Here is a 22,923-nt window from a genome sequence, read left to right on the forward strand (position 1 = left end):
AGGTGAAATATCTCCGTCATTCTCTTTTGAAATGATGGAGATATTTTTATTATGACGGAGATTGTAGAACAGAAAATTGTATCAGGTTGCAAAAATCCTTTCCGAACTTTTTACATAGCAGTCATGCACTATGAACTGCACCCCATTTGTTAGACAGTATGGTATACTATCTAACAAGTGGGGTGTTTTGCTATGCCAAAAGGAGTACCAAACAAACGATATACGCCGGAATTCAAAAAACTGGTGATTGAAACCATGCAGAAAGAGAAATTGAGTTACAGCGAAACCTGCCGTAGATTTGAGGTAAACAGTAGAGATCGAATCAAATCATGGGAGCGAATCTACCTGGAAGAAGGGCCGGAAGGGTTAGCCATCGAACGGCGTGGCCGCAGCAGTAAGGGTCGTCCGCCAAAGCAGCTGCCGAAGCAGGTGGAAGAAGATCTGCTAGCCGAAGTGCAGCGACTGCGTGCGGAGAACGATTACCTAAAAAACTTGCAAGCCTTGGTTTTGGAAGACGAGCGACGCCAGCGCAGAAAACGCTGGTAGTTCAGAAGCTAAGGCAAAAACACGCACTCAGTATTCTGCTCTCAATCGCTCAGCTGCCCCGTGCAACTTTCTACTATCATTTGAAGCAGATGCAGAGAGAAGACAAATATGCATCTGTTAAGGAAGAAATCGCAGCAATTTACCACGAAAACAGGGGCCGGTACGGCTATCGCCGGATCACGGCAGAACTTCGCAAGCGTAAATTCTCTGTGAACCACAAGACTGTCCAGCGGCTCATGAAGAAGCTGGGCTTAGTTTGTCGTGTCAGGATGAAAAAATATCGTTCCTACAAGGGAGAAGTAGGCAAAATTGCACCAAATTTGCTAAATCGGGATTTTCATGTCGAAAAGCCGAATCAGAAATGGGTCACGGATGTGACGGAGTTCAGCCTGTTTGGAGAGAAGCTCTATCTGTCCCCGATTCTCGATCTGTGCAGCAGCGATCTGGTCAGTTACACCATATCGGATCGTCCTGTACTCAGCATGGTAACCACCATGCTGGACGAGGCGTTTGCAAAGATCCCGGCCGGAACAAACCTGATTCTCCATTCTGACCAGGGCTGGCAGTACCAACACAAACAATACCAACAGATGCTCCGGGAGAAAGGTGTTCGCCAGAGCATGAGCCGGAAAGGAAACTGTCTGGACAACGCCGTGATAGAGAATTTCTTCGGCTTACTCAAAAGTGAACTGCTGTATTTGCAGGAGTTCCGCTCCATGGAACACTTCAAACTGGAACTGATCGAATATCTGGATTACTACAACAACCGCCGCATCAAGGCAAAGCTAAAGGGCTTGCCGCCTGCAATTCACAGACAGCAAGCCCTTTCGGCTGCTTGAACAATTTTTACTTCAAAATATTGTCTAACTTTTGGGGGTCACTTCACTACGGTGTGTGGCTGCTTATTTTTTTGTGAAAGGAGCAGATGCAAATGAAATTAGTTTTGGCTGAAAAGCCTTCGGTTGCACAGAGTATTGCCAAAGTGTTAGGTGCTGCCAAGCGTGAGGATGGCTACTTAGAGGGAAACGGATATGTGGTCAGCTGGTGTGTAGGGCATTTGGTGGAGCTGGCACAGCCGGAAGTCTATGATGCGAAGTACAGCAAATGGGCTTATGCAGACCTTCCTATCTTCCCGATGGACTGGCAGTATGAGGTTTCTGCCGGTACGAAAAAACAGTTTGGGATTCTGAAAAAGCTCATGGCCAGAGAAGATGTTGCGAGTCTTGTGTGTGCAACAGATGCCGGTCGTGAGGGCGAGCTGATCTTTCGGTTGGTGTACCACAAAGCCGGGTGCAGAAAGCCGTTTGAGCGGCTTTGGATTTCCTCGATGGAAGATGTAGCAATCAAGGAGGGCTTTGAAAATCTCAGGTCTGGAACGGAATATGATGCTTTGTATGAAGCAGCACTGTGTCGAGAACGAGCCGACTGGATTGTTGGTATTAACGCTACTCGACTTTTTTCGACCCTTTACGGGCAGACCCTGAATGTTGGTCGTGTTATGACCCCTACCCTTGCTATGGCTGTTATGCGAGAAGCTGCCATTTCCGCATTCAAGCCTGAACTGTTCTACACAGTTCAGATTGGATTGGATGGTTTTACGGCTGCAAGCGAACGCTTCAAAACCAAGGCAGCAGCCGAAGCTGTCAAACAAAGCTGTTCGGTGGCAATCGTTCAGAAAGCTGAATGTAAGGAGAAAACAGAAAAGCCGCCTGCGCTCTATGACCTGACCAGTTTACAGAGAGAAGCCAACCGTGTGCTTGGCTACACGGCACAGCAGACCTTGGACTACACGCAGAACCTCTATGAAAAGAAACTGGTCACTTATCCCCGTACCGACAGCAGGTTTCTGACGGAAGATATGGCACATAGCCTGACCGACCTCGTAAAGCTGGCTTTCCACACATTCCCCGTGGAGGATGTGGATAACATACCAGTTCATGCAGAGCAGGTTGTGAATAACAAAAAGGTCACAGATCACCATGCCATCATTCCGACCAGAGAATTGCAGAAATGCAATCTGAGCGAACTTCCCAAGGGTGAACTTGCAATTTTGCAACTGATCTCGAATCGGTTGTGCGTAGCTGTTGGCGATCCGCACCGATACGCAGAGACAGTTATTGAGCTGGACTGTGGCGGTACCGTGTTTTCCACCAAAGGCAAAACTGTTGTGCAGGATGGATGGAAAGCTCTGGTTCAGAAAAATGATTCGACAAAATCCGACGAAAACGTGCAGACACTCCCTTCTGTTTCCGTTGGTGACGAAATGACCGTCAGCGGCACGGAAATCAAGGAAGGGAAAACATCTCCCCCTAAACACTTTACCGAGGATACTCTGCTTTCTGCTATGGAAACTGCCGGTGCGGACGAAATGCCTGATGAGGTGGAGCGCAAAGGTTTGGGAACGCCTGCGACCCGTGCCGGTATCATTGAGAAGCTGGTTCGCATCGGTTTTCTGGAGCGTAAGGGTGATAAGAAAACCAAACACCTGATTCCGACCCACAAGGGTACGGCTCTGGTAACAGTCATGCCGGAACAGATTCAGTCCCCATCCATGACGGCGGATTGGGAAGAAAAATTGTTGCTCATTGAGAAAGGCGAATATGCCAGCGAGGACTTTATGGACGAGATCAAAGATGTGATTGCCGGTCTGATTCAGAACTATGAAGTAATCCGTGATTCCGAGGTTATGATGTCGAAAGAAGCCAATTCTATCGGCAAATGCCCGCTCTGCGGCAGTGCTGTAGAGGACAAAGCCAAGGCATTTTTCTGTTCCAACAGAGCTTGCAAATTTGCCCTCTGGAAAAACAATCGCTACTTTGCGAGCATCGGCAAGAGCATGACTTCTGCCACGGCGCAGAAATTGCTTGGTTCCGGCAAGGTAAAGCTCAAGAATTGCAAGTCCGAAAGAACGGGCAACACCTTTGATGCCACCGTCTTTATGGAGGTATCAGATGATGGCAAAACGAAGTTCAGTATGGAATTTGAAAATGGAGGAAAGCGCAAATGACAAATGAGTACAACCCGGATGGTAAGGAAATCCGATTTATCGACAGCCATTATAAGGATTTGTTTCATATCCCCGATGGCAGCTGTGTGCAGATTCACTACCCGGATGAAATGGTTGTGAAGCCCTGCACCTTCATTGACGAGTATCATACGCAGATCGGATACAATGTGTTTCATATCTGCCAGTTTGCAGAAATTATGGAGCGCAACGGCGCAAGCTATATGCCGGAGCCTGAGATTATGGGCGATGAAGCCGCATGGAAGGTCGGAAAGGATAGAATCCTTGCGGTGCAGACCTGCGAAGATGGTTACGACTACACCCTGTTGGATGAAAACTACAACGAGATTGATGGCGGTCAGGTTGATAACCCTGAACTGTCCATGCTCGAAGTCCGCCGGGATATTCTGGAATCCTTCGGGCTGGAGCGCCGGGAACTGCGGGCAATGTTCTATGAGGATGTCATGGAGCAGGCTTTTGAAGTCGGCAGACAGGCGGTGGTGGTCAATGACCCTATCGCTGAGCTTGCTTTTAAGCTCGACCGTTTTGCAGAGAACTTCGACCCCTATGAATATATGGATCAGGTCGATGATGTGCAGGCGCATATCCAAGAAATCAAGGCAGATCTTGCCGCTGGTAATACGGCTCCGTATCGTGAGTTCCTGAATACAGCCATTGAAGAAGCCCGTGAGGAAACTGCGGTTGAGGTTGCCAAAGTGCTGAAAAGTCAGCTGGATAAGCTCGACTCTCCGAAGCGTGAGTCGGTCATGGAAAAACTGGCACAGGCCGCAGAAAAAGCTGCGCCTGCCAGTCCCTCTCCCAAACGCAAAGAGCCTGAACGATAAGGAGGACACGGATATGAAAAACGAAAAATGGGATGATGTTCACGGAAATACCACCCCGGATGACAGAATGGTTGCTTTTCTGGAAAGCCCCACGGATTCCTATGCGATTCTTCAGCTGCGGGAAGATGTAGACGATAATATCCCGCTCATGTTTGCAAATTACAGCTACCTTCAGAAGAAAGAAATGGAGCCTGAGATTGACCGTTACGAGGTGGTCTATCATGGCTCCATTTCTATGTCCGAGGATGTGAATCGGCAGCTGGAAGATTTGTATGTAAAGTTCAATATTGACCACCCGGATGATTTCCGTGGTCACAGTATGTCGGTCAGCGACATCGTAGCCTTAAAGGTAGTCGGTGAGGTATCCTTTCACTATGTAGATTCTGTTGGGTTTCAGAAGCTGGAAAACTTTATGAAGTCCGAAAACTACCTGAAAAACGCAGAGATGGCAATGGAAGATGATTATGGGATGATTGACGGTATCATCAATAACGGAAAAGCGTCCGGATTAGAGGAACGTCCTTCGGTGTTGGAGCAGTTAAAGGAAAAGCCCGTGCCGGATGTTTCCCATAAGCCGCCCAAGAGCCACCCGGAAAGGGAGATTGAATGATGGATTTCACACAGGATGAGCGGAACATGATGATGCTTTACAGCCCTGGCACAAGGTCAGGGCTGTGTGAAGCACTGACACTGATGAAGGAACAGCTTTCGGAGGACGAGTCAGAGCTTTTTGCTTTGGCAGACTCGGTTCTCCGTAAAGTTTCAGCCATGGACGATGCCGCCTTTGAGAAGCTGAACCTTTATCCGGATTGATAGGATTGGAGGGATACAATGAACGCAAAAGAGCGATTTTATTCCGGATTAGCAAAAGAAACGATTGGGAAAATCACCTCGAACACAGATAACTGGACTTCGTTTTTGAGAACGATGTCCCGCAACTATGAGTTCACCTATCCGGAACAGGTGATGATTTATGCTCAGCGCCCCAATGCGACCTTTTGCAAGCCCTATGAGGACTGGAACGCTGAAAATTACCGCAGATATGTAAAGCGTGGCTCTACCGGCATTGCTCTGTTTGTGATGAACAGGGATAAACCGTATCTGCGCTATGTGTTTGATGTGGCGGATACCGGCGTTCGCCGTTCTTCCCCGGAACTGAAACCGTGGGAGGTGACGCCTGAAAACCGCTCCTATGTCATGGAAGCGATGGAGCGTACCTTCGGTGTTGCCGCTGACGGGGTACTGGAAGCACAGCTTGAAGATATTGCATCCGCACTGGCGGCTGAGTATTGGGACGATTACAAAAAGCAGTTCCTCGACATCGTTGCCAACAGCTTCCTTGAGGAGTATGATGAACTCAACATCGAAGTAGCTTTCAAAAATGCGGTGGCAAACAGCGTATCCTATACGATGTATTGCCGGTTCGTGGAAAGTCCCGACAACTACTTCGAGCATGAGGATTTCCAGAAGGTGTTTGATTTTAACACCAGACAGACGGTAAATGCCCTTGGTACTGCGGTGAATGCCATCAGCACAAGGATGTTTCAGGAAATCGAAAAAGCGATTGGAGAACATGAGCAGATTAAAGCTACCGAAAGGAGTACAGATTATGAGCGAGATGACTTACAGACAGGCCGGAGATTATCAGATTCCGAACCTTCAGTTGGAGAACGAGGGAGAGAAACCTCTGGGCAAGTACGGCAGGATGCGTCGAGCATTTTTGGAACAGAACAATCCGATGCTCCTGAACGACATGATTCTGACGGAGAGCCTGTTCCCGCACCTGTGGGAGATCGAGGAAACAGCGAAAGCCAGAGTGGAGTTTCTGATGGAGCAGTACCTGAAGGACAGCCCCGCACCGGACAAGGAAACGCAGCAGATGGCGTGGGTGCAGCACATGAACAGCCTGAAAGCACAGGCGGAGGAAGTCGTGATGACGGAGCTTATCAACAGCTGAGTCTGAACCTTTTCCTCTCCGAAAATGAACAAATCAGTTTTATCGACCGAGCAGAGAGCTTTACGCCCTCTGCTTTTTCTTTTGCCCAGGAAGAAATCGACCACTTCCTTCTGCTTGGTAGCAATACCGATGAAGCCCGAAAAGTCGTAGCGCTGGAATATATGAAGCAGAAGCCGTTGGAAGAAATCGTTCAGACCTTAAAGCAGGTCTATCACGGCGGCTATGGTCTGAAAGAAGATAGCGGGAATATCTGTGCGTGGTATGCCGAGGACGGTATCCACCTTGCCAAAGGTTCCTCTGCCATTGACAGCCCCAGAGCGCAGATCGTTTCTTGGGAAACGGTTGCCGAGCGCATTGGAGAACTGCTTGAAAATGGTCGGTTCGCAACTAATGTGGAACTGGTAGAAGCATCCGGATATGAGCGTCAGAAGTTGGCAGAATCCCTGTGGCATCTTTATCACGATTTGAGTGAAGAAGCCCGTTCCAGCAACTATCTGGCAATTCTTCATCAGGAACCGTTTCGTGGTTTCCCTGACGAAACCGCAGACTTGGCTGAAAAGTTGGATGACCCTCGTTTCCACGCAACCTTGGTACAGCAGTATTCGGAATTTAGAAAAACCCTTGCGGAAAATCCCGATCTGCTTCGTTTTCACTATCACAAGCTGAATCTCATTCAGAAACAGCTGTATGAGTTGAATATGCCTTTGCGTGAGTATCAGACCGATATGATGCAGATGCCCCTTGTCCGCCAGTTCATTACGGATGATGAAGTCAATGCAGACTTGACCCGTGGAAGCGGCTTTTCCGGTGGTAAAGCCCGTATTTATAACTACTGGCAGGAGAATCATTCTGCCAAGGAAAAGATGGACTTCCTGAAGCATGAATACGGAACCGGTGGTCATTCCCATGCCTGCTCTGGTGCAACGCACAGCGGTCAGGATCACGATGCCAAGGGTGTTGCTTACACCAAGAGCGGTTGCGATAAATTGCAGATGTCCTGGGCGCAGGTGGTGCAGAGAATCGACGGTCTGATACGAAAGGGACGCTACCTCAGCCCGGAGGAAGAAGCGGAACGACAGGCTATCGAAGAAGCTAAAACTGATCCGTTGGAAGATGTTTATGACCGTTTCGCAGTGATTGATACCGAGGATGGCGAGTATGCGATCTGGGATAATCAGACCGATGACTACTATGTAGACCCGGAAGGCGTTACGGAATACTTCACGGACGAATGGCTTGCCAATGACTATTTGGAGGAAGTTCGTCAGTCCGTAGCTGCGATGGAGTCGGTTCAGCCAGAAGCGCCTGTGGCAGAGCCTGCCGAAGTTGTGGAAGCATCTGCTTCCGAGGAACCGAAATGGAATTATCAGGTCGGTGACACGGTATATCTGGACGATACAGCTTTCCGTGTGGAGCAGATCACGGACAGAGAAGTTCAGCTGCGTGACCCTACGCTTGCTTATCCCATCTTCCGTGCCGAGAATCGTGAGAATTTCGAGCGTATGCTCTCTCAGGACGAAAGAAACCATGCGGTAAGGGTTGATGCCCAAACCGAAGAAAAGCCCGTTACAGAGGATTTTCTGGGCAAAACCGAACCGAGGGACTACACCCCTGAGTATCAGCTGTTAGACCGTCTGCGTATGGACTGCGAATACTTCCTTGGTGCAGGACAGCACAGCGAAAAGCATCTGTGGGCAGGCAACCGCCATGCACAGATTGCCAAGATGCGTGAGCTGTATGAAATGATTCCCGACAAACCAGAATGGCTGACACCTGAGATGATTAACAGCTACGAGGAGCGCATGGCTCCCCGCTATCTGGTTGCCGCCTACCATCACTTTGAAAACGGCTTCGATGATAAACTGGACTACTACACTCTGGAAGAAGCGGAAAAAGCTGCCCAGGGCTATGTGGACGGAACCATGGAGGATGACGGATTCAAGTACGATGGTGCTGCCGTTTACGATCAGCAGGAGCATAAGTGCATCCGTATCTATGGGGACTACCCTGACGAAAAGGCACACGCACAGGTCAGAGCCAGTGCGGAACCCGAACAGCAGGAACCGGAACACTTCATCGATCATTTTTATGTTGCCGAGGACATTCAGAAGCGGGGTGCGCTGGACATCAAGGAATACAGTTCCTTTGATGATGCCCTGCGAGCCTACTATGCACTTCCTGACACGCAGAGAAAAGCCCTGGGTGCAATGAATACCAGAGATCTGCCGGGTAGTCTGGACTTCGTACAGTGCGTAGATGGAAAGGACACCATCATTCAGGATTATGCCCAGGTGGACGGATGGCAGAATGCCGAAGTCATGGACATTATCGCTCAGCTTGAGCAGTCCATCACCACCAGAGAAATCCCACCTGTTCCTGCGGTGAACTTCCACATCACGGATGACAACATCGGTGAAGGTGGACCGAAGCAGAAATTCGCAAGAAACATCGCAGCCATTGAAACTCTGTTCAAACTGGAAAGCGAGAACAGGAACGCCACTACCGAAGAACAGGAGATTTTGTCGAATTATGTCGGTTGGGGCGGTCTGGCAGATGCCTTTGACCCGGACAAGGGAAATTGGGCGAAGGAGTATCAGACACTGAAAAACCTGCTTTCCGAAGATGAATATGCTGCGGCAAGAGCTTCCACCCTGAACGCACATTACACCAGCCCTACGGTCATTCGCTCCATCTACGATGCGGTCGGACAGATGGGCTTTGAAACAGGAAATATTCTGGAGCCTGCTATGGGTATCGGCAACTTCTTTGGTATGCTCCCTCCTGAAATGCAGAGCAGCCGTTTGTATGGTGTGGAACTGGATTCCATCACCGGCAGAATTGCTCAGAAGCTCTATCCCAACGCAGAAATCAAAGTAGCCGGTTTTGAAACGACAGACCGCCGAGACTTTTACGATCTGGCTGTGGGTAATGTCCCTTTCGGCAACTACAAAGTGTCCGACAAGCCGTATGACAAGCTGGGATTCTCCATTCACAACTATTTCTTTGCCAAGGCTTTGGATCAGGTTCGTCCCGGTGGTGTGGTCGCTTTTGTGACAAGCCGTTACACCATGGATTCCAAGAACTCTGACGCAAGGCGATATATGGCGCAGAGGGCGGAACTGCTTGGTGCAATCCGTCTGCCAAACGATGCCTTTAAGAAAAACGCAGGCACGGAAGTCGTGTCCGACATCCTGTTCCTGCAAAAGCGTGACCATCCGATTGACATTGTACCGGAATGGGTAAACCTTGACCGCACCGAAGAAGGACACACCATGAACAGCTACTTTGTCGCTCATCCTGAAATGGTTCTGGGCGATACGGTGGAAGAAAGTACCGCCTACGGCATGGACATTACAGTGCGTCCCATTGAGGGCATGGAACTGTCCGAACTTCTGAAAGAAGCAGTTTCCCACATCCAAGGAACCTATCAGGCTGTGGAGCTTCCCGAAGCTGACAAGGGTAAGGAAATCGAAACCATTCCTGCAACCCCGGATGTAAAGAATTTCTCTTATACCGTGGTGGATGGCAATGTGTACTTCCGTGAAAACTCCCTGATGCGCCGTGTAGACCTGAATGAGAAAGCAAAAGACCGTGTGATGGGCATGGTGGAACTTCGTGGTATCGTCAACGAGCTGATCGAATATCAGCTTGAGGATTACCCGGATGAAATGATTACTCAGAAACAGGCAGAACTGAATGATGCCTACGATGCGTTTGCCGCAAAGAACGGGCTTATCAATAATCGAGCCAATGGTCAGGCATTTGCTGACGATTCCTCCTACTATCTCCTGTGTTCTCTGGAAAATGTGGATGAGGACGGCAATCTGAAAAGCAAGGCGGATATGTTCACCAAGCGAACCATCAAGCCGGAACGCAGAGTGACGAGCGTGGATACGCCGTCCGAAGCTCTGGCAATCTCTATCGGTGAGCGTGGCAAGGTGGATTTGCCGTTTATGGCACAGCTGCTTGGAACACCTGGAGAATACGATGCGATTCAGGCAGAGCTTCGAGGGGTGATCTTCAAAGACCCGATGGCTCCCGATGCTGTGGAAGTTGGATGGCAGACTGCCGATGATTACCTTTCCGGTGATGTAAGAAGCAAGCTGCGTGTCGCACAGATGGCGGCAGACAGGGATTCTTCCTTCCACATCAATGTGGAAGCCTTGCAGAAAGCACAGCCGAAGGACTTGGATGCGTCCGAGATTGATGTGCGTTTGGGTGCAACATGGATTGATGCCGATTATATTCAGCAGTTCATGGAGGAAACCTTTGAAACGCCGTATTACTTGCGCCGTTCCATTGAGGTCAAGTTCTCCGAGCTGACCGCAGAGTGGCGCATCAACGGTAAGAGTTCTCCCAACTACAACGATGTGGCGGCGTATGTCACCTACGGTACAGAGCGAGCCAACGCATATCGGATTCTGGAGGAAACGCTGAATCTGAAGGATATTCGTATCTATGATACGATTGAAGATGCAGATGGTAAGCAGAAGCGTGTCCTCAATAAAAAAGAAACTACCCTGGCACAGCAGAAACAGCAGGCAATCAAGGATGCGTTCCGAGATTGGATTTGGAGAGATCCGCACAGACGAGAAACCCTTTCCACCAAGTACAACGAACTTTTTAACTCCACCAGACCTCGTGAGTATGATGGCTCTCATATCCGTTTCGGCGGCATGAACCCGGATATTACCCTCCGTGAACACCAGAGAAATGCTATCGCTCATGTGCTATATGGTGGAAATACGCTGCTTGCACACGAAGTTGGTGCGGGCAAGACCTTCGAGATGGCTGCATCGGCTATGGAGAGTAAACGGCTTGGATTGAGCCAGAAATCCCTGTTCGTTGTGCCGAATCACTTGACCTTACAGTGGGCAAACGAGTTCCTGCACCTCTATCCGAGTGCCAAGCTCCTTGTTGCCACCAAGAAGGATTTTGAAACAGCAAACCGTAAGAAGTTCTGCGCTCGTATCGCAACGGGTGACTATGATGCAGTCATCATCGGTCACAGCCAGTTTGAAAAAATCCCGCTTTCTGCCGAACGACAGGAACGGCAGCTGCGGGAGCAGATTGATGAGATCGAGGGTGCGATTGCGGAGCTGAAATGGCAGCGTGGCGAAAACTTCACGATCAAGCAGATGGAGAAAACACGAAAATCATTGGAAGCCAGACTGGACAAGCTCCTTGCCGCTGACAAGAAAGATGATGTCATTACCTTTGAGCAGTTGGGTGTAGACCGGCTGTTTGTGGACGAAAGCCATGCGTTCAAGAATTTGTTCCTCTACACAAAAATGCGAAATGTGGCAGGTCTGTCCACCTCCGAAGCCCAGAAATCTTCGGATATGTTTATGAAGTGCCGCTATATGGATGAGCTGACCGGCGGGCGTGGTGTGATCTTTGCAACCGGTACTCCAGTAAGTAACTCGATGACCGAGCTTTATACGGTCATGCGCTATCTCCAGTACAGTACGCTCCAGCAAAAGAACCTGACCCATTTTGATTCCTGGGCATCGACCTTCGGAGAAACAACAACTGCGATTGAGCTTGCACCGGAGGGAACCGGCTATCGTGCCAGAACCCGATTTGCGAAGTTCTTCAACCTGCCTGAACTGATGAATATGTTCAAGGAGGTTGCCGACATCAAGACCTCTGACCAGTTGCATCTCCCTGTTCCCGAAGCAAAGTTTGAAACGGTTGTGGTTCAGCCCTCTGAGTACCAGAAGGATATGGTGGCTTCCCTTTCAGAGAGAGCAGCAGATGTTCATGCCGGTATTGTAGACCCGTCCGTCGATAATATGCTCAAGATTACCAGCGACGGACGAAAATTGGGACTGGATCAGCGGCTAATGAACACCCTGTTACCCGATGACCCTGACAGCAAGCTCAATGCCTGCGTGGGAAATATCCTGCGTATCTGGCAGGACGGTCAGGCTGACAAATTGACCCAGTTGGTGTTCTGCGACCTTAGCACACCGAAAAATGATGGAACCTTCAATGTCTATGATGATGTCAAAACCAAGCTGATTGCAAACGGTGTGCCTGCGGAAGAAGTTGCCTTTATCCATGATGCAGATACCGAGGCAAAGAAAAAAGACCTCTTTGCCAAGGTTCGTACCGGGCAGGTGCGAGTGCTTCTTGGCAGTACGCAAAAGATGGGTGCAGGAACCAACGTCCAGGACAAATTGGTGGCAGTTCACCACTTGGATGTGGGTTGGCGTCCGTCTGATATGACCCAGAGAAACGGTCGTATCATCCGTCAGGGCAACCGGAACAAAGAGGTTCAGGTGTATCAGTATGTGACCGAGGGAACCTTCGATGCCTACCTGTATCAGACCTTGGAAAACAAGCAGAAGTTTATTTCTCAGATTATGACCTCCAAATCACCGGTTCGCTCCTGTGACGATGTGGATGAGCAGGCGCTGTCCTATGCGGAGATCAAGGCGCTGTGTGCCGGCAATCCGCTTATCAAGGAAAAGATGGACTTGGACATTGATGTGGCAAGGCTGAAGGTGCTGAAAGCTGACCACCAGAGCCAGCAGTACCGTATGGAAGATAAGCTTCTGAAATACTTCCCGGCTGAGATTGAAAAGCAGACAGGCTATATTCATGGCTTTGAAGCTGATATTAAAACCGTGGAAGCACACCCGCAGATTGCCGATGGCTTTTGCGGCATGGAAATCATGGGCAAAGCCTACACCGAAAAGGCAGATGCCGGTGAAATCCTCCTTGCGGCTTGTAAGGACACGAAAAGTGCCGATCCGGTTCCTCTTGGCAGTTACCGTGGCTTTCAGATGGAGCTTTCGTTTGACAGTTTCCGGAACGAGTTCGATGTGACCCTGAAGGGCGCTGTGAGCCACAGAGTAGCCCTTGGAACGGACGCACGAGGAAATATCACCCGACTGGACAATGCCCTTGCAGGCATCCTTGAGCGCTTAGAACGAGCCAATGAGCAGTTGAATAATCTCTACAATCAGCAGGAAGCAGCCAAGGCGGAGGTTGGAAAACCGTTCCCGCAGGAAGCAGAGCTGACAGCCAAAAGTCAGCGACTGGCAGAACTGGATGCAGCCCTGAATATGGAGGACTCTGTGGAAAATCGTGACGAAAGAAGCGAGTCAGAGCGTCCTTCTGTGTTGGCTGATCTGAAATCCAAAGCGGAGCATATCCCGCCTGCAAAATACTCTGAAACCCGTGAGGAGGTGTTGTAATGGCAAAGCGAGATCAGGATGTTCATTTCCTTGCATCCAAGGAGGAGGTCGAGCGAATCCATGAGAAGATGGACGAGCTTGGCATCCGCAGCATGGGAGCCTATCTGCGGAAAATGGCTCTGGATGGTTACTGTATCAGACTGGATTTGCAGGATGTGAAAGCCCTGGTTTCGCTCCTGCGAATCTGCTCCAACAACCTGAACCAGTACGCAAAGCGAGCGAACGAAACAGGCAGCATCTATCGTGCTGACATTGAGGATTTGCAAAAACGGCTGGAGGAGATCTGGACGGACATGAGAGAAGTTCTTGTTCGCCTGTCCTCAATCCAGTAATCCGACAACTTGTTGGGAAGTCGCAGTTTCGGCTGCGGCTTTTACATAAGGGTTGACATCATTGCGTTATGGCAGATACCCTTGTACAATATAATTAAAAGAAAGGGGTTGAGCCTATGAAGCTGGTATTGAAGATATTGGCACTGCCGGTGCTGTTCGTTGTAAAAGTGATTTGCATTCTTGGAAATCTGCTTACAAATGTTGTGTCCTATGTAATTGGTTTATTGCTCTTGGTCATTGGCGGATCTGCGATTTACTGCATTGTAAAGGCTTTGTGGCAGTCCCTGCTTATTCTTGTGGTTCTTGGAATTGCGACAATAGCAGCGGTGTTCTTGCTCGTCTGGGCTGTTATGAAAGTCGAGAATATTGGAGAAAGTCTGGGAGCATTTATCAGGTCATAAGATAATATCAGAGAAAAGTCACCGACCGGTGGCTTTTTCTTTTTGGGAAGGAAGTGATGGGAATGGCAGCGACAAGATTGATTGCACTCCATGTGAATAAGGGAAAGACGGTCGCTCAATGTTTGGCAGACAGAACCGACTACTCACAAAATGCCGCAAAAACCAATGATGGCGAATTTATCAGTTCCTATGAGTGTGATCCAAAGACAGCAGATGAGGAATTTCTGCTTTCCAAACGGCAGTATCAGCATATTACCGGCAGACAGCAGAAGAACAATATCATCGCATACCAGATACGCCAGTCCTTTAAGCCGGGAGAAATCACCCCGGAAGAAGCGAACCAAGTCGGCTATGAAACAGCGATGCGATGGACAAAGGGAAAACACGCTTTCATCGTTGCGACCCACATCGACAAATCCCACATTCACAATCATATCATTTATAATTCGACCTCGCTGGATGCCACACGGAAATTCAAAAACTTCTTTCTTTCCGGTCTGGCGGTGCAAAGACTCAGTGATATGGTTTGCCTGGAACACGGGCTGTCCATTATTACACCGAAGCCGTATCGGGAGCGCCAGAAAAGAACTGTTTATCCCAAGAAGCGTACCCAGCGTGACGAATTATGTGATGCGATTGATGCGGTGCTGAAGCAGAAACCAAAGAGCTTTGATGGCTTTGTTCAGGCTCTGGCTGACATGGGATTTGAGTTCAAGGATGGAAAGCAGCCTGCGTTCAAGGGCGAGAATCAGAAGCGTTTCATTCGGCTGCGTTCCCTGGGCGAAGGATATAGCAAAGAGGAAATTCAAGCGGTTATCTCCGGCAAGAACCTGCACAAATCAAAAGGCGGCTCTGCCAAGGCTCCTGCCCCGAAGCAGTTCCAGATGCTGATTGATATTCAGGCAAAGATGGCCGAGGGCAAGACGGTCGGTTATGAAAAGTGGGCGAAGAAGTTCAACCGAAAAGAAGCTGCCCGAACGGTAATCCTACTGAAAGAAAAAGGCTTGGGCAACTACGACGATCTGACTGCTCATATTGAAAATCTGTCTGCCCGGTTCGATGCGCTTTCTGATTCTATCAAGGTCGCAGAGAAACGTATGGTTGAGGTTCAGGCGTTGCAGCAGCACATCAAAAATTATCGCAACACAAGGCAAATTTATATCGAGTACCGCAAGTCTGGATATAGCAAAAAATTCTTTGAAGAACACCGTCAGGAAATCACAATTCATAAAGCGGCGAAGCAAGCCTTTGATGAATTGCAGATTACAAAGCTCCCGTCCATGCAATCATTGTATGAGGAGTTTCATCAGCTGGCAGTCCAGAAAAAGCAGGACTACGCTGAGTACCGTCAGATCAGAAAAGAGAAAGAAGAACTGCTGATTGCCAAACGGACGGTTGAAACGATTTTGAATATCGACAGGCAGAAAGAGCAGGAAAAAGAGAAAGAGAAAGAGGAAAAGAAGAACTTCCGTTAAAGCAAAAAGCCACGGTCTGCACTCCCCAAAGGGTGCGGATCGTGGCTGCTTTTTTGCTTTTCGATTTCGGTGCTTTCAACCATGGGCAAATTTTTATTCTACTGTTCTTTGAGAAACGATTGAAAATCGTGTAGCCATCATCGGCAGATGATGTTCAAAGGGGATTGGGGATGCTTCCCCAACAAGCAAATTTGCGAAGATTGCACCGAAGGGAAAATCGAGAAAATGAGTGAACCTGTACAGGTTTACACTGCTTGCCAATTTGTGAGATTATGAATTTAGTATCGAGAATAGGGTACCAATATGTCATTGAGAGCCTTGTTGCAGTCTCTTACAACCACGCCCAACTCGTTGTATTTTTTATCTTGCCATCCAGCACCTAACTGTTCATATTTCATCTTTACAGATTTTTTGGTAGTTTCGATGGAGGAAATGGAATCCTGCATTTTTTTCAGCATTGCGAATAGCTGAACGGAGTCAGCATTTACCATACTCATTTCATCACCTCCTGGCAGCGGATTTTGTGAAGTGCAAAGCGGCGATGTGTCAGGAAAGTCTGACACATCACTGCTTCGGCAAGATTTAATTTAGAGAGGAAAGAAATTGTTCCAACTCAGCAGCGGTCGGTGCAATGTACGGTTTCATCTGGTAAGTATCCTTAACACCGTCTGTGAAGTATACGCTCCTTTCTTTTTTCGTTTTGTTGGTTCATTTTCGCCAGTGTGTTCGTGTCGTTTGCTGTGACGAGAACGCAACATAGACACAAAGAAAACACAAGGGCGAGCTTGCTCGTTTATATACCCTTGTGTTTTCGACTGGATATGTTAAGGTAACAAACAGTAAATGACACGTTACAGACTGCAAAATGTACCAACTGAAAAAAGAAAGAATACCGTTGTGTGCTTTATTTCTCGATCAGCTTTTCAAACATGAGGAAAGGTTTTTATAAAAAAAGAGTAGTTACCGTTTTTTGGTAACTACTCTTTTCCTTTTTTAAGGTTTAAAGTCCTGGAAGTTTAGGTGTTTTGGGTATTGGTGGTGTAGGTAGCTGCAAGCTTTCCAATTTTTGTTGAATTGCTTTAAATTCAGGGGTTTCTTGGTGTTGATTTTGAACCATTTTTTGCTCTATTCTCTCCAAAGTCGGTTGAATTTCTTTCCCTGATACTTTACGATTTAATTCTCTTTCTAAGGTCTCTTTCGGACTAATGGAAGGCGTTTCTAAACTTGAATAGAAGTTTCACTCCTTCTCTATTATAAAGCCTTATATCGCTAAATAAGCCCGTTTTATGAAGGGTTTCTAAGCTGAAATGAACGGGTTTACACCCGGCCTTGACCTCCGCCCGCTGTCCCGCTGAATGGGTGGACAAGGCGGCCAATCCCTCAAAGTGCTTGGACGCTCTCTTTCTGATTTTGGAGCGTTTCTTTTCTAAAAATTGAAATGGGCGGGAAGCCATTTTAGGGCTTTCCCGCCTTGATTACTTTTTAGCAAAGACGGGCGTGACTGTCAACGGCGGCGCATGAAATGCGCCGTTCATCTTGACCGTTGACTGGCTCGGCTGGCTTTGCTATCTTCCTGACAAATGGGAATGTCTAAGATAGTAAAGACGTCCCACATGCAACTCTTTCTTTTATTGCGGAAACCGTATCTTTAATTGTGAATGTAGTTGTGTCTATGACATTTGATTCATATATCCCCAAACCGGAAAATTGCTCCCACATTGTTTCCACTAATTCAATATTTGTTTTTCTATCTAATTTTGAGCGTTCCACAGCTCGCTTCATAGTTTCTTTTTTACTCGCTCTTAATACAATATAGTGTACCTCGTAATCTTCTTGGGCAAGAGCTTTCCATGGCTCCAAAAACCATGGCCCGACAATCCCATCTACAATTACATCATATCCGCCACGAGCATATCGCTTTGCAGCTTCTAAAAAGGCTTCAATGACAACCAGATTTTGCTTGTTGGATTCTGGCAAATGTGGTGGTATTGCGCCTTTGCTTAAGTAATGAAAAAAGTCATCGGTGTGCATATGCACTGATTTATCCATATCTGATTCCTTTGCGACAATTGACGCAGTTGTTGTTTTTCCTGTCCCCGGTGAGCCTGTAATCACAATAATTCTTCCTTGATTCATCTGTATTTTCCCTCACAATTTGAATTTATCACTTTGTTCCTGCCTGCTCAATCATCTTCTTCGCAAACTGGTTTTCCCTGACCCTGATTGCCCACCAAGTAAAAAAGCGGTTGGCGATTCAACCGCTTTTTTACTTGAACCAATTCTTCTAAATTATCATTTAAGCGATTCTCAAACTGTTTGTCAGTAAAATTGACTATATTTGCCATATTAAGCCACTTTCTCTTTATTCAAAACTTGTTTTGAGTAACGATTCATTGACCGCCAATACTCATGAACGGCTTGTAATTCTTCTAAAGAATAATCAAAAAGATTTACACGTTTTGCAAGCTTTAATTGGTTTAATAAATTGACTTCCAATAATTGAGAGTCATTTTTATTTAATTCATGGTTCAAAACATAGTTTAATTATTTCCTCCCGTTAAATAATAGATAACTATTAAAAATAGACAATACTTGCTCATAAGTAACGGTACTTAAATTGTTTACTTTGGCGTGTTTCATTGCTTGATGAAACTGATTTTTAGTAAACAGTTGACGATATTCTCGATTGACCCATTTTGAAACAAAGTACGTATATAGCTTCCAATATTTATCTGGAACATCTGTGGTATGGCGGGTAAGTTTTATTAAGACACTGTTTACTTTTGGTTTAGGATGAAAGCATTCCGCTGGCAGCTTAAGCAATTGCTGAATCGAGACTTGAGTGTGCAAGAGCAACCCTAGTGTTCGGTGAATATCCAAGGTACGCTTGTAGAATCCTTCTTCAACAATCAGATAGATGTCAGACGCATGGCTTTCAAAAACCACTTTTTTAATAATTTGTGTGCTTAAATGGTAAGGAATACTCCCAACAATTTTATACCTCTGTTTGTTAGGGAATTGAAACTGTAGAATATCTTGGTGAATTAAAGTGACACGAGTATTCAGTTTTAATTTTTCTGACGATAAGTTGAATAGATGACTGTCTAATTCAATAGACGTTACCTGTTTACTTATTTTAGCCAGTTTCGTCGTTAAATGCCCTTTACCTGTTCCAATTTCGTAAACGGTATCGGTTTCTTTTAAATTCAATTGTTTTATTATTTGGTTGAGTACTTTTTCACTCGTTAAAAAGTTTTGAGAATATTTTATATTTTTGTTCATGTAATATCCCTTTTTATTTGCTGTGAATATTCGCTCATTTTTCTTCCTCAATAAAAACTCTACCAGCTAACCAACATTCGTCTAATTCATTTGGGAATAATTCAAGCTGGCGAATCATATAATGTGTACTTGGAATGTAATCAAAATAAAACAATAGTGCTAGATATAAACTCCATGGAATTGGGCGTGTCCGATTTTCGTAGGCACTATAAGTTTGTCGTGAAATACCAACAGCCGAAGCAATTTCTTCTTGTGATGCACCAACTTTTCCTCTGAGTGCGGGTAACTCAATCGCCAATTGAGTGGCCAAGTTCTCTTTCTCATCTTTACTAAAATTCCAAAACTGCTTATAAGCATCTCGCCCTACAAATTGAATCAATAAATCTCCTCCTGGGTATACTCTTTCGTAGAGTACATTACTCCACGAAAAAACACCGCCAAACACTGAAAACTCAGCATTATTTGACGGTGTTGACAATTTATTTGACGGCTAATAAATCAGAAAGCCGTTGCATATTTTCTCTTTTTAAATCCATGGATGGGTGTACATAGCGATTCATTGTAATATTCACGCTGGCATGACCCAATATTTCGCTGAGACTTTTTACATCGAATCCAAGCTCTATGCACCTTGTAGCAAATGTATGACGTAACGAGTGATAATTTGCGGAGGTGATTCCGCTGTTTTTCAATACCTTCTTAAAATGATTTTGCATGGTTCTTGGTTCTAATGGATTCTGATCGCTATTGGTTAGGATGTAGCCAGTAGAAGAAGCTTTGTGTGCTGTAAGAATAGTCATTAAGCCATGGGGTACTGGAATAGTACGGATGGAGCAAGCACTTTTTGGTGTGGTAACAACAATCCTTGTCTTGTATTCACTGTTGGTTCTATCTTGGATTCTCTGGAGCGTTTGATGCACGTGGATTGTGTAATCTGAGAATGAAACATCTTCCCATCGTAACGCACAAATTTCACCTACTCTGAGACCAGTGAATAAACATACTAATATACCAATATTGCAGGAATCAAGATTAGAATACAAGTATTGGCATAATTTTTCCTGTTCAGCACGACTCAAAACTCTCATTTCCTTCGTTTGACGTTTTATCTGTATAGATCGTGCGTCACAAGAAATGGCTTTCCCGTTTCGGGTGGCAAATTGTAAGACATTTCGAATTAGAGATAAAATATCTGAAACAGTTTTAGAGGAAAGTCCATTCTCCTTTAATCCACCAGAAACAAGGAAAAAATTACACTGCGTTTCAATAAACTCGTGTGTTATATCACGCAATTGTTTGCTTCCGAACACAGGAAGTATATACGAGCTGAGAAGATTCCTATATTTGTTGCTTGTAGATTCCTTCACTTTAGGACATATAGCTTGAAACCATTCCATAGCAACCTGTTCAAATTGATCTGAGCTAATTTCTGGATCGACAGTGACAGAATTACTCGTGCACGAACTTTGACTGATAAGTTTTGCCTTGACTTCTCGATATGACTTTGCATAAACATAACCGTAATTGGCTTTGCCTGTAGAAGATCGGGACTTAATGTATCTTCCTTCCCATCTGCCGTCTTTCCTTTTGTAAATATTTTCTCCTTTTCGTGCCATAAGGTACACCTCCTTCAATATGACTATAATTCTGACGGCAAATTGTGACTTTGGAACTTTCTAAGATGGATTTTTGTGCAAAACCTCGTGTTTTATGTCCCTAACATATTGACAAACAGTGCGACAATTTGTAAAATAAAGATATAAACTAAAAAAAACAGAGAAGAATGCGATTCGTGGAGTAATGTACTCTACGAATTTTTTATTTTAAAGAACCTCAAGATAGCTCATATTGTCGTCTTGGGGTTCTTTTCATTCTATCATTTAATGCAATCTGCCTATAAAATTTTATCATATTGCATTTATAAATGCAACTTGCACCCGATGTTGGTTGTTGAGATTTTTGGTACATTTTATAATGTATAGCAGAATCATACACAGCATGGAGGTGATTGAAACGCAACCGGAAATTGATTACGTTAAGATTGGTCAGCGCATTAGAGCTGCCCGACTGGAAAAGGGTTATAGTCAGGCTGATTTGGGTGCGTTGGTTGGTTGCTCGAACAATCATATGAGCCATGTTGAAGTTGGACAGACGAAAGTTTCTTTGGCAATGCTTCTAAAACTGGCATTCGTCTTGGAAAAGAACTTTGACTATTTTTTACTGGATACCCCATATGCAAAATGCGACAGCATCATTGATAATGAGATTGCTGCAAAACTGAAAAAGTGTAATGTAACAACATTGATAACCGTAGGAAAGTTGATTGATGTCTTGATTGACCAGCAAGAGATGATAAAAAAAGCGGAGCTTGATTGATATAATGAAAAAGAAGCCCATTGACGGTACAGAGTGAACTGCTATGGGGTTCTTTTTTGCAGCACAATATACTGATTCTTTAAGAAGCAAAAAGTCCACCAGTCATGATGCACTACGCATCGTACTGGTGGACTTTTTCTGTAAAGATATAAAAATAGATATTCATATATCGCCATAACCAATGTCGTTATCGTAGGCATGAAGATCTTCTTTCAGGAAATCTGCTTTACGAATATACATCGAATTTACCAGCTCTCCTTTTTCGTGGAGCAGGCTGAATTTGTAGTCTAATAATGCTGCCGGTACATAGAGCATTTTAGCCGTTTCAAAAAATGTGTGTTCCGAAAGGCATTCCAGGACTTTCCCATCTTCTAACAGAAGCTCCGCCGCAAAGAAGTTTGCTTCATTTTCTTCGATTGATCTATCATCAAAAACTTCCATTTCTTGAAAGCCGTGCATCATAGCGATTTTTGTATGCAGGACAGCGTGTCCTAATTCATGTGCGACTAATATACGCTCCAGGATACCGTTCACATTGTGATCTATCACGATATTCTTTTGTCTGGACTGGTAATAGAAGAAGCCCTTCAATTTCTTCTGTAAATCGTAATAGTGGATTTTGATACCTAACAGCTGACATAGCTCGTAAGGGTCTCTGGTGTGATATTTTCGCACAAGCTTATCGACAGTTTCAATGATATGCTCTGCCGTTTTCATTTGCTTCACCTCCGAATCGCACACAGAAAACATATTCTGTGCTTGAGGATTTTACTCTTTATCTTTATGCTTTCTGTATTTCTTCGGAGTGTACTTTTCCCGTGCTGTTTTCTTAGAGTCCATATAAACTGACATAATCGCCTGGAAGAATACATCTTTTGCGTCCTCGTCCAATTCTCCACCGGCAAACAGAGAATTTACACGACCCAACACTTCCTGAGCTTCTTTTGCTCCTTTTGAACCGAAGTTTTCCTTTGCCTCTAAAATAAACATATCCTGATCTATATGGCTCTGGCTATCCGTTTCAGATTCGTCCAAAAGATAGGACACAGAGATATGCAGTGCTTCAGCAAGTTTTCTGATGTTGCTTTTTCTGGGGAGTGTTCCGAGCTGCTCATAGGTGTAAAGGGATCTTTCGGAAATGCCGGTCATCTGGGCAAGCTCCGTTTGAGATAGGTTCATAGCCAAACGAGCTTCTTTAATTTTTTCTCCAAATGTCATGGTAGTATCCTTCCTTTCAAAAAATATTTATTCGTAACTTCCGATTATTTGTTGACAAACTTCTGGAAAATGCTATAATAAGAATCATAACAGAAGTTTTAATTCCACTTAATTATATATCGGAACTTTTATAAAGTCAAGAACTTCCGATTTCACTTCTGTTATTTTAATCAAATATCGGAAGTTATAGTCATTCTTGTCCCATGGTATTTGTTTCCCTTTAGCCAAGTGACAGGAGTTAGAAAGGAATTCTTATTTTATGGATTAGGCTGAAAGGAGATT

The 22,923-nt window shown here is 45.7% G+C and carries 20 protein-coding genes; 11 read left to right on the forward strand and 9 right to left on the reverse strand.

Going from position 1 to position 22,923, the window contains the following annotated elements:
- The first annotated feature begins 192 nt into the window (after nt 1-192).
- From ACSAMP_RS01035 to ACSAMP_RS01080, 10 genes are all read left to right on the forward strand, one after another.
- Nucleotides 193-546 carry a transposase gene (locus ACSAMP_RS01035; protein WP_457799214.1) on the forward strand — a complete coding sequence of 118 codons (354 nt, stop codon included), beginning with the start codon at nt 193-195 and terminating at the stop codon, nt 544-546.
- Nucleotides 540-1,385 (forward strand): IS3 family transposase, encoded by an 846-nt coding sequence (locus ACSAMP_RS01040; RefSeq protein WP_457799222.1) that lies wholly within the window; start codon nt 540-542, stop codon nt 1,383-1,385. Before ACSAMP_RS01035 ends, ACSAMP_RS01040 begins: the two co-directional genes overlap by 7 nt.
- 92 nt (nt 1,386-1,477) lie before the next feature.
- Nucleotides 1,478-3,553, forward strand: a complete 2,076-nt coding sequence (locus ACSAMP_RS01045) for a DNA topoisomerase 3 (RefSeq protein ID WP_002578949.1) — start codon at nt 1,478-1,480, stop codon at nt 3,551-3,553.
- A complete protein-coding gene (locus ACSAMP_RS01050) occupies nt 3,550-4,395 on the forward strand; it encodes an LPD16 domain-containing protein (RefSeq protein WP_002304387.1) in 846 nt (281 codons plus the stop codon). Before ACSAMP_RS01045 ends, ACSAMP_RS01050 begins: the two co-directional genes overlap by 4 nt.
- A 13-nt stretch (nt 4,396-4,408) precedes the next feature.
- Nucleotides 4,409-5,005 carry a YodL domain-containing protein gene (locus ACSAMP_RS01055; RefSeq protein ID WP_002304389.1) on the forward strand — a complete coding sequence of 199 codons (597 nt, stop codon included), beginning with the start codon at nt 4,409-4,411 and terminating at the stop codon, nt 5,003-5,005.
- Complete coding sequence (locus ACSAMP_RS01060; protein WP_015564218.1) at nt 5,005-5,208, forward strand: transposon-transfer assisting family protein; 204 nt, start codon at nt 5,005-5,007, stop codon at nt 5,206-5,208. Before ACSAMP_RS01055 ends, ACSAMP_RS01060 begins: the two co-directional genes overlap by 1 nt.
- 18 nt (nt 5,209-5,226) lie before the next feature.
- Nucleotides 5,227-13,557: a helicase-like domain-containing protein gene (locus ACSAMP_RS01065; RefSeq protein WP_002304391.1), complete on the forward strand. Its 8,331-nt coding sequence runs from the start codon at nt 5,227-5,229 to the stop codon at nt 13,555-13,557.
- Nucleotides 13,557-13,889, forward strand: a complete 333-nt coding sequence (locus ACSAMP_RS01070; protein WP_002578947.1) for a plasmid mobilization protein — start codon at nt 13,557-13,559, stop codon at nt 13,887-13,889. Before ACSAMP_RS01065 ends, ACSAMP_RS01070 begins: the two co-directional genes overlap by 1 nt.
- Nucleotides 13,890-14,005: 116 nt before the next feature.
- Entirely contained in the window at nt 14,006-14,290 is a 285-nt protein-coding gene (locus ACSAMP_RS01075) for a hypothetical protein (protein WP_002578946.1), read from the forward strand.
- 62 nt (nt 14,291-14,352) lie between these two features.
- Nucleotides 14,353-15,765, forward strand: a complete 1,413-nt coding sequence (locus tag ACSAMP_RS01080) for a relaxase/mobilization nuclease domain-containing protein (protein ID WP_002578945.1) — start codon at nt 14,353-14,355, stop codon at nt 15,763-15,765.
- A gap of 278 nt (nt 15,766-16,043) precedes the next feature.
- On the opposite strand, the gene ACSAMP_RS01085 is transcribed toward ACSAMP_RS01080, so the two are convergent.
- The 7 genes from ACSAMP_RS01085 to ACSAMP_RS01115 form a co-directional block, all read right to left on the reverse strand.
- Complete coding sequence (locus ACSAMP_RS01085) at nt 16,044-16,262, reverse strand: hypothetical protein (RefSeq protein WP_457799226.1); 219 nt, start codon at nt 16,260-16,262, stop codon at nt 16,044-16,046.
- Nucleotides 16,263-17,355: 1,093 nt separating this feature from the next.
- Nucleotides 17,356-17,901, reverse strand: coding sequence for a P-loop nucleotide/nucleoside kinase family protein (locus tag ACSAMP_RS01090; RefSeq protein ID WP_002304402.1), 546 nt, complete (start codon nt 17,899-17,901; stop codon nt 17,356-17,358).
- A gap of 47 nt (nt 17,902-17,948) precedes the next feature.
- On the reverse strand, nt 17,949-18,110 hold the full coding sequence (locus tag ACSAMP_RS01095) for a hypothetical protein (RefSeq protein WP_002304403.1): 162 nt from the start codon (nt 18,108-18,110) through the stop codon (nt 17,949-17,951).
- A gap of 1 nt (nt 18,111) precedes the next feature.
- On the reverse strand, nt 18,112-18,297 hold the full coding sequence (locus ACSAMP_RS01100; RefSeq protein ID WP_002293774.1) for an epsilon antitoxin: 186 nt from the start codon (nt 18,295-18,297) through the stop codon (nt 18,112-18,114).
- Nucleotides 18,298-18,309: 12 nt separating this feature from the next.
- Nucleotides 18,310-19,077 (reverse strand): 23S rRNA (adenine(2058)-N(6))-methyltransferase Erm(B), encoded by a 768-nt coding sequence (gene erm(B), locus ACSAMP_RS01105; RefSeq protein ID WP_255420040.1) that lies wholly within the window; start codon nt 19,075-19,077, stop codon nt 18,310-18,312.
- A 4-nt stretch (nt 19,078-19,081) separates the two neighbouring features.
- The gene (locus tag ACSAMP_RS01110; RefSeq protein WP_198957774.1) at nt 19,082-19,426 is read right to left on the reverse strand and encodes a helix-turn-helix domain-containing protein; all 345 of its coding nucleotides are present in this window, start codon (nt 19,424-19,426) and stop codon (nt 19,082-19,084) included.
- A gap of 100 nt (nt 19,427-19,526) precedes the next feature.
- Entirely contained in the window at nt 19,527-20,663 is a 1,137-nt protein-coding gene (locus ACSAMP_RS01115) for a tyrosine-type recombinase/integrase (RefSeq protein ID WP_002304408.1), read from the reverse strand.
- Between the two features lie 382 nt (nt 20,664-21,045).
- Between ACSAMP_RS01115 and ACSAMP_RS01120 the strand changes: the two genes are divergently transcribed.
- Nucleotides 21,046-21,423, forward strand: a complete 378-nt coding sequence (locus ACSAMP_RS01120; protein WP_002578940.1) for a helix-turn-helix domain-containing protein — start codon at nt 21,046-21,048, stop codon at nt 21,421-21,423.
- A gap of 162 nt (nt 21,424-21,585) precedes the next feature.
- Here the strand turns inward: ACSAMP_RS01120 and ACSAMP_RS01125 are convergent, their stop codons facing one another.
- Complete coding sequence (locus ACSAMP_RS01125; RefSeq protein WP_002304410.1) at nt 21,586-22,140, reverse strand: ImmA/IrrE family metallo-endopeptidase; 555 nt, start codon at nt 22,138-22,140, stop codon at nt 21,586-21,588.
- Between the two features lie 51 nt (nt 22,141-22,191).
- The gene (locus ACSAMP_RS01130; protein WP_002304411.1) at nt 22,192-22,641 is read right to left on the reverse strand and encodes a helix-turn-helix domain-containing protein; all 450 of its coding nucleotides are present in this window, start codon (nt 22,639-22,641) and stop codon (nt 22,192-22,194) included.
- Nucleotides 22,642-22,923: the final 282 nt, after the last annotated feature.

This window comes from Flintibacter sp. SJQ-8 (assembly GCF_054108085.1).